Annotated in this window: 8 protein-coding genes; all 8 read right to left on the reverse strand. The window is 69.9% G+C overall.

Annotated elements, in window-relative coordinates; translation table 11 throughout:
- Positions 1 to 108 precede the first annotated feature (108 nt).
- Positions 109 to 1,272 (reverse strand): hypothetical protein, encoded by a 1,164-nt coding sequence (locus ACCD11_RS20635; RefSeq protein WP_413315269.1) that lies wholly within the window; start codon positions 1,270 to 1,272, stop codon positions 109 to 111.
- Positions 1,273 to 1,299: 27 nt separating this feature from the next.
- The gene (locus ACCD11_RS20640) at positions 1,300 to 2,049 is read right to left on the reverse strand and encodes a hypothetical protein (protein ID WP_413315270.1); all 750 of its coding nucleotides are present in this window, start codon (positions 2,047 to 2,049) and stop codon (positions 1,300 to 1,302) included.
- Between the two features lie 105 nt (positions 2,050 to 2,154).
- Positions 2,155 to 3,753, reverse strand: coding sequence for a murein transglycosylase A (locus ACCD11_RS20645; RefSeq protein ID WP_413315271.1), 1,599 nt, complete (start codon positions 3,751 to 3,753; stop codon positions 2,155 to 2,157).
- A gap of 55 nt (positions 3,754 to 3,808) precedes the next feature.
- Entirely contained in the window at positions 3,809 to 5,692 is a 1,884-nt protein-coding gene (locus tag ACCD11_RS20650; protein WP_413315272.1) for a protein kinase domain-containing protein, read from the reverse strand.
- 609 nt (positions 5,693 to 6,301) lie between these two features.
- On the reverse strand, positions 6,302 to 6,952 hold the full coding sequence (gene tagF / locus ACCD11_RS20655; RefSeq protein WP_413315273.1) for a type VI secretion system-associated protein TagF: 651 nt from the start codon (positions 6,950 to 6,952) through the stop codon (positions 6,302 to 6,304).
- On the reverse strand, positions 6,949 to 10,551 hold the full coding sequence (gene tssM, locus ACCD11_RS20660) for a type VI secretion system membrane subunit TssM (RefSeq protein WP_413315274.1): 3,603 nt from the start codon (positions 10,549 to 10,551) through the stop codon (positions 6,949 to 6,951). The genes tagF and tssM overlap by 4 nt, the downstream gene beginning before the upstream one ends.
- Positions 10,548 to 11,879, reverse strand: a complete 1,332-nt coding sequence (locus tag ACCD11_RS20665; RefSeq protein WP_413315275.1) for a DotU family type VI secretion system protein — start codon at positions 11,877 to 11,879, stop codon at positions 10,548 to 10,550. The genes tssM and ACCD11_RS20665 overlap by 4 nt, the downstream gene beginning before the upstream one ends.
- Positions 11,880 to 12,000: 121 nt before the next feature.
- Positions 12,001 to 13,332, reverse strand: coding sequence for a type VI secretion system baseplate subunit TssK (tssK, locus tag ACCD11_RS20670; protein ID WP_413315276.1), 1,332 nt, complete (start codon positions 13,330 to 13,332; stop codon positions 12,001 to 12,003).
- Between the last annotated feature and the right edge of the window lie 91 nt (positions 13,333 to 13,423).

Raw genomic sequence — 13,423 nt, forward strand, 5'->3', positions numbered from 1 at the left:
GGGGTAGGCTGGGATGGGGGCGGGCAGAGGGCCCGTCGGATACGCCGCCGGCCCCCACCCCGGCCCTCCCCCAGTGGGGGAGGGAGAAAGAGAAATGCACGATGCGACTCATGGCCGCTGCCCCGTGGCCGGCCCGGCCGACTCGACCAGCGGCGAAGCCGCGAGCACCGCCAGCGCATCGACGGGCTCCGGCACCCGGAGGCGCCACGCGCCCTCGCCGCCCGGCCCGCCCACCACATCGGCCGAGATCGACTGCAGCAGCCGGTCGGCCTCGTCCATGCGTATGCCGGATTTCCAACGCACCACGAGGTCGGCCCGCGTCGGCGCAGGTGCGGCAGGCACGGCGCGGAATCGCACCTCGTCTTCCTCGGACGCATCGCGGCCGCCCAGCACCCCGATGTTCTGGATCACCACGAACAGCGCCAGCACCGCGAAGGCCGGGCGCGCCCAGCCTTCCGCGCCGAACCAGCGGCGGATGCTGCCCCACCAGCCGTCTTCCGGCCGGGACTGCGGCTGCGCACGCGAAGATGAAGAAGAAGGCGAGGAAGCCGATGCATCGCCCTGCGGCCGCGCCAGCGCCGCCCCAAGCCGCAGGCCCGCGTCGCGGTACAGCGCCTGGTAGTCGGCACGCGGGTCCTGCGGACCGAGCGGCGTGCCCGACAGCACCGAGAACACCCCGCCCACGCTGCGCAGCGCGATGCGCCCCGGTTCGGGCGCAATGGCCAGCGGGGCGTGCGCGGCCCACTCGTCGTGCACCGCGCGGATAGCGGCGAGACGCGTGGCCGACACCTCGCCCTGCACGCGCGCGCACAGCTGCGGGCTCGGCTCGAGCGTGAGCACGTTCCAGGCCTGGATCACGCCGAACATCGGCTCGAAGGGCTCGTCCTCGGGCTCCAGCAGCACGTCGAAGGCAGATGCCCAGTCGGCCTCGCCAGCGGCCATCCAGCCTTGCCAGAGTTCGCCGTGGATGCGGCGGTCGAGCAGCACGCCGAGCAGCCGCCCCTCGTGCACCACGCTGACGAGGCGGCCCGGCGCCCAGCGCGCCGGGAAGGCACGCTGGGCGACAGCCTCGCGGCGCCGGGCCAGATCGGTGAGGGGCAGCAGCAGGTCGGATGCAGCGGCTGCAGCAACGGGTTCGGCGCCCGTTCCGGGGGACGAGCCCGGCATGGCCACGGTGGCCATGCCGGGCGGCGACGCGTCGTCGGGCACGGCCGCGCCCGTTTCGAACGCGTGGCGGATCACGCTGAGCGGGGGCCAGAGGTCGTGGGTCATGGCATCTGTTCCTGAATGGCTATGTCTTCAGGCATAAGACGCTTCAGCACCGAGGATTTTGAAAACCTGCAGGATCACGGCCATGTTGTCGGGCTCGATGGCGATGCCCAGCGTCTGCTGGAGCCAGCCGCCGAGCCGGGTCCTGGCGTAGTCCGCGGTCAGCCCCTCGCGCTTGTGCACGAGGCCCAGCCGCCCCGCACGGTAGTGGTACGACGCAATGGCATGGCGCGAGGCGATGCCCGACAGCCCGCCCTCGGCCTCCTTGCCGAAGCCCTCGCACAGCAGCAGGCGCTCGGGCTCGGGCAGCTCGGCGATGAAGGCGCGCGCGGCAAGCTGCACGCCCTGCGCGCTCAGGCCGTGTTCGGCCAGGCAACCGTCGAGGTCTTCGCCGGCACCGATCTCGTCCTCGAGCTGCGCCTCGGTGATCTGGTCGCCGATGGAGAGCTTGCGGCGAAACGAGCTGGCGCGCGTGCAGTCGATGAGGTAGCGGCGGAAGTAGGCGCACAGCGCGAAGGCGGTGGACGGCGCGCTGTGGCCCGCGCGCTCGTCGGCCTCGTCGGGGTCGGCATCGAGCCGCAGCACCTTCACGTAGATGAACTGCGCCACCAGCTCCTGCCGGCCCTCGCCCAGCACCTGCAGCTCGGGCGGATTGCAGGCCACCAGCGCCTCGCCGACGATGCGGTACATGGCGCCCATCTCGCCCGGGGACAGCGTCTGCCTGCGCCGCCAGAGGCGGACGAGTTCGCTGCTCTCCGCGGACGACAACGTCTCCTGCATGAGTTCAGCGGCCGCCGCCGGGCCGCCCCAAGGCGAGCCGCGCCTCCCCCCCGGGGGGTGGAGTTACACGAGCGCAGCGAGTGAAAAGCCGGGGGGCAGACATGACTAATCGTCGACGCAGCTGCCTTCCGAGGGCACAAGGCACTGCGGCAGGTTCGCCCCCACCGCCCCGCCGCGCGTGCGGATAGCCGACGACACCGCGGCCTGCGCCACGGCGAGGCCGCGCGGCAGAAGAATCCACAGCTGCCCGCGCTCCTTCATGCGGCGCGCGTTGGTCGCGGCCTGCTGGCCGTTGCCGAAGAAATAGTCGGCCCGCACCGCGCCGCGGATGGCGCCGCCGGTGTCCTGCGCGATGGTCAGGCGCTGCATCGGCGCGCCGCTGCCGGGCGTGCGCGTCGACACGAACACCGGGTAGCCCAGCGGTGTGCTGCGCGGATCGACCGCAATCGAACGTCCCGCCGACAGCGGCACGCCGAAGGCGCCCACCGGCCCGCCCACCGGCGAGATCGATTCCTTGAAGAACACGTAGCTCGGGTCCTTGATGCCCGAGCCGCTCACCGCGCCAGCCGCGCGCCGCCCCGGCACGACGACCGGGCCGCTGGCCACCGGCCGCACGAGCGTGAAGCCGCGCGTGCGGATGGTGCCGCTGTCGACGGCACCGGTGTCGTCCTCGTCGCCGTCGTCCAACTGCAGCTCGATGGACGAGCCGCGCACCTTCACCGGGCTGCGCGGCTTGCCGTTGGAGGCCTGCGCCAGCGTCGGGCGGAAGGGTTGGCCGTTCTGCTCGGCGTAGGCGACGCGCACGATGTCGCCGTTGGCCATCCTGATGCGGCCCGAGCCCTGGATCTGCATTTCGTACAGCGCGGTAGCGCTGCTCACGAAGGCCAGCACCTTGGCGTTGGGCGCGCCCTTGGTCTCGATCTCTTCGCGCGTGTAGTACGGCAGCAGCTGCTTGCCCTCGACCCGCAGGCGCACCTTGCGGTCGAGCGTGTCGCGCGAAATGGCCGAGAGGTCGAGCGCATAGAGGCCCGGTGCGCCCATGTCGCGCGTGCTGAGGCCGGTCTGCACCACCACGTTGCGACCCTCGACCCGCGCCGCCACCGTGCCGCTGCCGGGGGGCAGCTTGCGCGCGTCGGCGAACAGCATGTCCTCGGGCTGGCCGTAGACGGGGTAGATGAAGGGTGCGCCGTACTGGCGGGCGCCCGCGATCTCGGGCTCGAAGTAGCCGGTGACCACGCCGTCGGGCCTGCGGTCGTCGTCGCGGATCTGGTAGGCCGAGAACTCGCCCTCGAAGAAGCCGCGGATGGCGGTGCTGCTCTTGCCGTCGACCTTCAGCGCACGGTCGCACACCTCTTTCCACTCGGCACCGCGCCCGGTCAGCACCTTGCAGCTGCCGAGGAAGGCGGGCCAGCTTTCGGAGAAATCGTCGCGCGCCCAGCCCGGCACCGAGTCGAAACCGACCGAGGTGTAGGTGGCGAGCTGCGTAGAGAAAGTGCGCGCCTGCCCGGCCACGCTGCTGCCTGCGGGTGGCGGGCGCGAGGCGGTCGCGCTGCCCGCGGCGTCAGTCGCGGCCGCGCCGGTACCCGTGGCGGCCGGCGGTGGTGCGGCGCAGCCCGCCAGCGACGCAATGGCGGCGGCCACGGCCCATCGGAGCGCGCAGGCGAGGCGCTGTTCGGGCTGCTGTTGCGGTTGTGAAGCGGTCATGAAAGTCTCCTTGTCCAGCAGGTGGCGGCCCGAGGGGCCAACGCCCTACAGACGATTACTTCTCGACGATTTTGAAATTCGCAACGCCATAGACGTCGTTGCACGGGGTGTTGGACGCACACACGGGCTTGCCCAGCAGCGGGGTCGGACCGGTGCCGCGCGTGGCTTCGAGCGCGGCCAGCACCGGCAGAGGGAACACCGGGAACACGCCGTCGTTCTGCACGCCGGCGGCGCTGAAATCGCGCTCGCGCTCGCTCACGAGCACCGCGAACTGGTCGGTGCCGGCCGGGCCGCCCGCGTCCATCGGCCACGAGGCGCGCGGCAGCGAGAGCGAGCCGCCGGCGGTGATCTTGTTGTACTTGTCGAGCAGGTTCGGGAACAGCAGGAACATCTCGCCGCCGCTGGACAGAAGGAAAACGTAGACGAAGCCCTCGCGCTTGCTGCGCACCTCGAAAGCGAGGCGGTCCTTGCCGATGGCGACCTCGGCCTTCTTCGGTGTGGCCGTCACGTCGAAGCCCGGGGCTGCACCGGCCGCAAGCGATTGCAGCGATTCGGCAGGGGTGCGCGGGGCCGGAGGCGGCGGCGGCGGTGGAGGCGCAGGAGGTGGTGCCTCTGCAACCTTGGTGTCGGGCGGCGGGGCCGGCGTGGCGGCGACGGTCTGCTTGCCGCCGCCGCTGCCCGCTTCACCGCCTGCGCGGCCCTGGAACCACCACCAGGCGCCACCTGCCGCGGCCGCGAGGACGGCGGCCGATGCGAGTGCGGCGACAGCCTTGCTGCTGCCCTTTCCGCCGCTGGCGGGGGCGGGTGCAGGCGCCTTGCCGCTGCCGGTCTTGCTGCCGCTGGCGATGACCGTCGCCGCATCGGCATTCGTGGTGGCCCGCGCTCCCGATGGCGGCTGCGTGCGCGGCGTCGGCGCGACGCTGTGCCCCACCTCGAGATCGAGCGCCGCGCGCAGCTCGGCCATCGACTGCGGCCGCTGCTCGGGCCGCACGCCCAGGCCCGCATCGATGGCTTCGAGCAGCCGCGTGCTGTAGCGCTGGCGCAGGATCTCGTTGCCCGCGAGCGGCACGTAGCTGTCGGACAGCAGCCGCGCCACCGACGGCGGCGGCGCGCGGCCGCATACGGCCACGTGCATCACGGCTGCGAGTGCGTAGACGTCGGTCCACGCGCCCTGCGACATGTCGGGCATCTCGGCGTACTGCTCGATGGGCGCATAGCCGGGCTTGAGGATGACGGTGATCGCCTGCGTCTTGTCGGTGATCACGCGGCGCGCAGCGCCGAAGTCGAGCACCACCGGACGCCCGGAGCCTTCGAGCAGGATGATGTTGTCGGGGGCGATGTCGCGGTGGTAGCAGTTGGCGTTGTGCATCACCGCGAGCGCCTGCGTCACGCCGTCCATGATGCGGATCAGCCATGCCTCGTCGACACCGGCGGGGATGGCCACCAGGGCCTCTCTCAGCGTGTCGCCCCGGTAGAAGGGCATGACCATGTAGGTGGTGCCCTTCTCCTGCCAGAAGCGGTAGACCTTGAGCAGCGACGGATGGTCGAACTGGGCCAGCAATCGCGCTTCGTTGATGAAGCTGCGCATGCCGAGGTCGAAGGTTTCGCGGTGTCGTTCCGACAGGGGGACCACTGTGCCGTCCTGCTGTCTTGTCGATAGCGACGTTGGCAGGTATTCCTTGATGGCCACCACGCGTTCGAGGGTGTGGTCCCAGGCCTCGTAGACGACGCCGAAGCCGCCCTGGCCTATGACTCTGGTGACTTCGAATTCCGCGAGGCGGCTGCCTACGGGGAGGAGGCCGGCTTCGGTGCTGCCCATGGCAGGGCTGGTGACGGGGGTCGCGCCGGCGGTGATGACGGTGGCGGTCATGTCGCCGGTCGTCGGCGGCTGCGCGGCTTTGGGCAGGACCTGGGTGCGGTCGTCGTTGGAGTCGGTCATCGACTGGCTCCTGTTTGAACTGTGCTTTTGGTTTGCTTCCCGAGGCCGGGTCTCGCCCCGGCGGGCGACCTACTTTTCTTTGCTTCGCCAAAGAAACGTAGGCAAAAGAAAGGCGACCCTGCTGTCTGCGTCCCTACGCTTCGCTTCGGGCAACCTGCGGTGCTCGCGGTTCGCGGGGTCCCGCCCAAACTCGCTTCGCTCAAACAAGGGCGGGCCCTGATCCGCGAACCGCTGCGCTCCTCGGCGCAGCCAGAAGGGATTTGGAAACCGAACGCGCCATCGCTGCGCTCGGCGGGGGGCGGCTGCAGGCGCGCAGCGCCTGCAGCCGCATGGGGGCCGAGCGAAGCAATGGCCCGGGAGGGTTCTCCTCCCCTCTGGCTGCGCCGAGGAGCGGAGCGTTTCGCGGATAAGGGCCGCAGCTGTTTGAGCGAAGCGAGTTCTGCGGACCCCGCGAAACGCGAGCACCGCAGGTTGCCCGTAGCGAAGCGAAGGGACGCAGACAGTGGGGTCGCCTTTCTTTGCTTACTTTCTTTGGCGAAGCAAAGAAAGTAAGTCGCCTGCCGGGGCGAGACCCGGCCCCGGGAAACAAGACGAAGAGAGGCACTCATCTCACCCCTCCTCCGCAAAGCCGAGGAACAACGCCTCGAACTGCTCGTCCCGAGGCAACCCGGTACTCAACATCCGAACCCCATGCTCCGCAGCAGGATCACTCAACCAGAGCGAAGCCCCCGCCGGAGGCAAGTCCAGCGATTCAACCGACCCCTCAGGCAGATCAGAAGAAACGCCTTCGACAAACAGCCGATGCAACACAGCATCAAACCGCAAAGCATCCAGATCCCCATCAAGCCCTTCCAACGCAGCCTGCGTCGCATGAGCCCACCACCGCAACGCAGCAGCCAGCGCCGCCCCCTGCAAACACCCGGGCGCTGAAGCATCGAGCTCGATGGCCAGCGCAAACGGAAAGTACCGCCCCACCCCATCCACCGAAGGCATCAACACCCCGATCCACGCCTGCTCCCCCGCCACCTGCCGCCCCAGCGCAAAGCACCAGATAGGCGCCTCCAGATACCGCTCGGTCCAGTCCGCATGCCGATCCCGCAGCCGCGACATGCCGCGCTGCAGCCACTGGTCCCACACCACACGGAACGACTCAGGCAGCCGGCGATGCGCAAAGTCCCCCATGCCGGGCAGCTTGCCGAACCACCCCGGCAATGCGGTCGATGCAAAGAGAGAAGAAGGTGAAGAGGAAGCCTCGCTCACAACCCCTCCGGACAAGAAAACTCACGCAGCTCGCGCAAGCGGATCGGATGCTGCACGCTGTTGGTGGTCACCTCGAATCGCGTCTTGCGCGCGCCGATCTGGAAGGTGATGAAGAATTTCTCCGGCGCGTCGCCCGCCTCGAGCTGGCCATCGTCGAGCGCGCGGAAAAGGGCCCATGGCCCGTCCACCGCTGCGCCGGAACTTCCGGTGGTCGAGGGCGGGCTGACCTGGATGCGCACCTGGTTGCTGCCCTTCGGGCCGGGCCACTGCACGGCCATGGGCACGACAGGGCCGTGCGCGTATTTCACGAGCTGGCCATCGACGTCAAGGATGAACTGGGTGATGCCCGCGTCCATCTCCACCGGCTTGAAATCCAGCCGCATCGACGGGCCCCGGCCGCCGCCGCGGAAGAAGATTTCCTTGATGCGCGCGGCGCGCTCGAACTGGGCGATCGCCTGGGTGGTGATGGCGCCGCGCTCGGCCACCGGCTTGTAGCGCCACGGGCGCGTGCTGGTGTCGACGATGGCGGCCAGGCGCTTCTGGAAGAAGTCGTCCATCAACCCGCCGGGGCCGAACATCTGGCCGAAGTCCTCGGGCAGCACGTCGCGCTTGCTGCCCTGCACGAAGGGATAGCGGCCGGCGATGGCGCGCGCGCAGAACTCGGCCACCGGGCGCAGGTCCTGGCTCAGGTTGCCGCGCTCGGCCACCTGGGCCTGTGCGGCGCCGGCCTGGCTCAGGTTCTCGACCATCGAGCGCACCGGCTCGGGCAGCCGGCCCGCATCGGACTTGAGCTTGCCGGCCACGTCGCCGGGCGGCGGCGACGTGCGGCCCTTCACCGCCGTGTCGACCGCATTGAGGTACACGTACACCTCGTTGAAGAGCTTGAGCGCGTCGTCGATGGGCGCGGGCTGGTTGGGGCCGCCCGCGGTGACGAGGCGGCGCAGCGACTCGAAGCGGTCGTCCACGATGCTCTCGATGCGCTTGCCCGGCGCCACCTGGCGGCCAGGGTCGCTGCCGAACAGGTCCTCCAGGCCCTTGCGGGTGTTGCGCACCGTCTCGGTGGCCTTGCTGACCACGTCCTTGCTGGCGTCGGCCGCGGGGATCAGCGTGGTCTGCTTGACCACGGCGCGCAGGAAGTTCGCGAGCGGCGAATCGACGCCCGAGAGGATGCGCGCGGTCTCAATGTTCTTCTCCAGCCCGCTCACGCGGATCAGGCGCACGTCGGCGAGCAGCGCCTCCCACTGCTTGACGTATTCCTCCAGGTAGAGGCGGCGCACGCGGTCGGTCAGCGCGCCGAGCGCGGCCACGTCGCGCAGCCGGTCGGCGGCGTTGCGGTCTTGCCCCAACACCCACGGGTCTTCGTTGGCGAGCAGGCCGGTGAGCACGGTCACTTCGTTCTGGAAGCGCTTGTGATAGCCGTCGTAGGTGAACATGCCCGGCACGCCATCGGACAGCGGCTTGCCGCTGATGCGCTCGAACACCAGCGGGCCCGAGGGGCCGGTGGCGTTGGCCACGCTGAAGGCCGGAATGTCCTTGCTGGCGCGCTGGCGCTTCAGGCGGCTGAACACGCGCTGCTCCAGCGGGTAGCTCGCGAGCACGGCGCGCACGCTGCGCACCAGGTTCTCGTCCATCTTGAGCGGCGAGCGCGGCGGGCCCTGGGCGATGAGCACGTCGAGCTGGTCTTCGAGCTGCCTGCGCTGGTCTTCGGGAATGCCGCGGTCGAGGTTGCGCGACCAGTCGAGCGTGATCCAGGCCTTGAGCGCCTCGGCGTCGAAGTGCTCGGGCTGGTAGAGCATCAAATAACTCTTGAGCGCCTCGTACGTGAACTCGAGGTTGTCCTTCTGCGCGGTGCGCAGCTGGTCCTCGATGCGCTTGGCGATCTGCGGCAGGAAGGCGTCGTTGAGCGCGCGCTGGTGCGTGAGCATCGCGGCGGCGTCGAGCTTGTCGCCCTGGTACAGGCCCAGCGTCATCGACAGCGGCTCGTCGCCCTGGCGGTTGTCGGGCGTCTTCCAGATGTCGCGCAGGCCCTGCAGCACGGGGGCGACCTCGACCAGGTTCTGCACGCGCGCGGGCAGCGCCGCAAGGTTCTGGCGGGCCGGCTCGACACGGGCCTCGACCGACTTCAGGTAGTTCATGTTCTGCAGCGTGCTGTAGCCCCAGGCGGCGAGCAGGCCAACGGTGACGAGCGTCATCGCGGTCACGCCGATCACGCGCAACGTGTGGCGGCGGCGCTCCAGCTTCACGTCGGCGCCCGCGAGGCGCTGCTCGGGGAACACCACTTCGCGCAGCAGCGAGGTGAGGAAGTAGCTGCGACCGCTGGACTTCTGCGGCGCAAGCATCGCGCGCTCGATGCCGAAGCTGCGCGCAAGGCTGCCCATCACGCGGTCGATCGGGCTGCCCTCCTGCGTGCCGCTGGTGAAGTACACGCCGCGCACCCACGGCGGCTGCGCGAAGCGCGAGCCGGCGAACACCTGTTCGAGCAGGTCGGACAGCAGCGAGCCGATGGAGCCGAACTGCGCCGGAAAACCGAAGATCGCCGCGCGGCGCGTACCGTCGGTCTCGCGCTGCATGCGCGCGATGAGGCCGTCGTTCACGCGGTTGTGCAGCAGCGCGAACTCGCGGTGGAAGGCCGTGGAAAGCCCCTTCTCCTCGACCTGCAGGTTCTCGTCGGCCGGCAGCGTGAAGCCGAAGACCTGCGCACGCTGCTCCTTGCCCAGGTCGTCGAAGTAGTCGGTGAAGCCGTAGAGCAGGTCGCTCTTGGTGACGAGCACGTACACGGGGAGGCGCGTGGTGAGCTTGCCGTCGAGTTCGAGCAGGCGTGCACGGATCGAGGCCGCGAGCTGCGTGCGCGCCTCCGGCCCCTGGCTCAGCAGGTCGGCCACGCTGACGGTGAGGAACACGCCGTTCAGCGGCCGGCGCGGGCGCGCCTTCTTGAGCAGGCCCAGGAAACCTTCCCACGCGCTCTTGTCTTCCGACTGGTGGCTGTCCTGCGTGGTGTAGCGTCCGGCCGTGTCGATGAGCACGGCCTCGTCGGTGAACCACCAGTCGCAGTTGCGCGTGCCGCCCACGCCGCGGATCGCGCCGGGGCCGAATTTCTCGGCGAGCGGAAAGCTCAGGCCCGAGTTCACCAGCGCAGTGGTCTTGCCCGCGCCGGGCGCGCCGATGAACACGTACCACGGCAGGTCGTACAGGTAGCTGCCGCCAGAGATCGACATCCAGTCGCGCCAGCCCGGCTTCCTGCCGGCGGCGTGCAGGCGCATCTGCTTGAGCGTGGCGACGGCTTCGCTGAAGCGCGTGTCGAGGATCTTCTGCTCGCCGTTGACCGGCGCATCGGCCTTGGCGGCCGGGGCCTTCATGAGGCCGTCGGTCAAATGCTGGCTCGCACGGCGCGCGCGCCAGCGGCGGTACAGCGCGCGCAACACCACGACCAGCACGATCACGCCGATGACGATGGCGCGCACCATTTCGCTTTCGAGCGGCGCGAGCGCGCCGATCTTCACCAGTGGCCCGATCCACCAGATCAGCAGCGCGACGATGAGCAGCGCGAGCAGCGTCAGCAGCAGCGGGCTGAACAGGAAGCCGAAGATTTTCTTGATCATTTCGCGGCTCCCGTGTTCGCGGCCACGCGCTCGGGTTCCGTGAGCAGCACGATGTCGACGCGGCGGTTCTTCGCGCGGTTGGCCGGCGTGTCGTTGGCGGCCACGGGCTCGGCGTCGGCCTTGCCGTCTGCGCGCATGCGCGCCGGATCGACCAGCGTCGACAGCGCGCCCTTCACCGCATCGGCCCGCGCGGCCGAGAGGTGCCAGTTCGACGGATAGCGCAGCGAGCGGATCGGCTGGTTGTCGGAATGGCCGGTGATCAGCACCTCGCCCTTCACCTCCGCCAGCGCCTGTCCGATGCGGCGCAGCACCGGCAGCGACTGCGCCATCGGCTCGGCGCTGCCGGAGCCGAAGAAGGAGTCGCCGCGCAGCCGCACCACGCTGCGGTCGGCCTCGTCGGTCACCGTGACCAGGCCCTGCTTCACCTCGGGTTCGAGAAAGCCCGCGAGGCGTGGCGCCTTCGCCGGCAGCGCGGGTGGCGCGATCTGGATGTTGGGCGCGCGCAGGCTGGACACCGCGGCGTAGGTGGTGTCGGAGCGGTGGTTGAGCGTGAGCCGCAGGCCGAACCATGCGAGCGCCAGCAGCAGCGCGAAGCCCGCCGCGAACACCCACAGCGGCAGCGACTCGCGCAAGCGCACCGTGCCCGCGCCCTGCCCGCGCCAGTGCGGCGAGAGTTCGGGCTCGACGGCCGGGCGGTCTTTCGCGATCAGGTCCGCGAGGCGTTGGCGCACCGAGTCGAGCTGCGCGCGGCCGTTGTCGACCACGCGGTAGCGGCCCTCGAAGCCGAGCGCGAGCACGCTGTAGATCAGCTCCAGCAGCTGGCGGTGCGTGGGCACGTCCTGCGCGAGCTTGGCCAGCAGCTGGAACACCTTCTCGCCGCCCCAGGTCTCGTTGTGGAACTGCACCAGCAGGCTCTGCTTGTTCCAGCCGGCCTGCACGCCCCAGGGCGTGTTGGCGACGGCCTCGTCGAGCGCGGTGCACAGCACGTAGCGCGCGGCGAGCACCGATTCGTTGCCGACGCCTGCGCGCCTCGCACTGGCGTCGAACTGGCTCACCGCGTCGGCGGTCGATGCGCGCAAGGCCGGCACATTGGGAGGCTGCGCGAGGTTGCGCAGCTTGCCGATCAGCACCAGCAGCTTGCCGGCCGCCGACACCAGCGGATTGAGCAGGCCCAGCTCGCCGACATCGGCGACCGGCGTCGGATCGGCTCCGCCGAAGAAAGGCGCGGGCGCCGGGGCGCTGGGCGTGCCGCCCGGCGTGCGCGGCTTGGGCTTGATGACCGTGCGCTCCGACTCGAAGGCGGCAAAAGGATCGGGAGGTGTGCTCATGATGGCTCCACGCTGACGGTGCCAATTCGTGGAATGCCGCGGAACCGGCTTTGCCGGGCCGCAGGCGTTGCCCCCTGGAAGGGGGTTGGCGTAGCGACACGAAGTGCGCGAAGACTGGGGGTCATGCTCGTATCGCCCAGAACGCGAGGTCCAAGCCGGGGAAGTCGCCGGCGATGTGCATGGCGATGCCGCCCGACTGCTCGAGCTGGCGCCACAGGTCGCTGTTGCGCGTCTCGAGCTCGAAGTAGTTCGCGCCGGTATGGAACGGAATCTGGCGCGGCGCCACCGGCATCGGCGTCAGCGTGACGCCCGGCAGCGCGAGGTTGACGAGATCGCGTATGCGCTCGACCGGGCCGATCTTGACCTGCGTCGGAAAGCGCGCGCGCAGCGCCTCGCTCGGCATGCTCGCGTTCACCGCGAGCACGAAGGTCGCCTTGCGCTGCAGTTCCACGTCCGTCACCATCGCCACGCGCACGCCGTGCTTGCGGTCGTGCAGGTCGATGCGGATGGCCGACTGTTCGAGCACCATCGAGAGGCTGCGCCGCAGGTCGTCCATGACCGGGCGGAAGCTCATCGCGAGATCGTCGTGGACGTAGGGGCCGAAGTGGGCCACGCGGCGCGAGTCGCGAAAGCTCGCGAGGTCGCCGGCCAGCCCCAGCGCATGCTCGAAGAAATGCTGCGGGTGCAGCACCGCGCTCTTCGCCAGGTGCGCGAAGACGGCTTCGTTGCGGTTCACGGCCTGCAGCAGCATGAAGTCCGCGATCTCGGCCACGCCGCCGGTGCCGCCCTGGGTCATGCGGCCCGCCAGCGCCTCGCCGCGCTGGCGCAGCAGGCCCAGCAGTTCGTCGAGCCAGGCGCGGATGACGGCATGGCCGGCCACGTCGAGCAGCGGCGGCAGCATGGCGCGGTCGAGCTGCACCTGGTTGTCGGCACGGCGCTCGACCACGCGAGCCACGCCGATGGTGGTCCAGGCGTCGGTGGCTTCGCCGGCGCGCATCAGGCGCGTGTGGAGCCGGCCCAGCTGCAGCATGGCGGTGCGTTCGCCGGCGGTGTTGGAGTCGGGCACTTCGGACTCGAGCACGCGGTGGCGCACCAGCTCTTCATATTCCTCGGCGTCGGCCTCGCGCGCACCGGCACGGCGCAGCGGCAGCGCGAGCACCACGGCCTCGTCGCGCATGGAAGAAGGAATGTCGATGGGCTCCGGCAGCGGATCGACCGCCGGCATGTCGAACACCGTGCCGTCGCCGAACACGCCGACCGCCCGCACCAATGCCAGCTTGCCCAGCGTGAGCGCGGCGGAGTCGATCTCCAGCTCGGCAAAGCCCCAGGCGTAGGGGGTGGTCGAACGCAGCAGCACATGCCGCGCATGATCGGCATGACGCTCGCTCTGCTGCAGGTGCTGAGGCTGCAACAGCATCCCCTCGCTCCAGACCACTTTTGTTCGCCAACTCATCCGCACTCCGTCAACGGCAAGGGTGCCTGAAAGAAACACGAAGTTTCCGGCGCGGGCGGCGGCGGGCAAATCCGCCTAACGGCCTAGATGC

Source organism: Variovorax sp. Varisp36, assembly GCF_047304235.1.
Lineage (GTDB): Bacteria > Pseudomonadota > Gammaproteobacteria > Burkholderiales > Burkholderiaceae_C > Variovorax.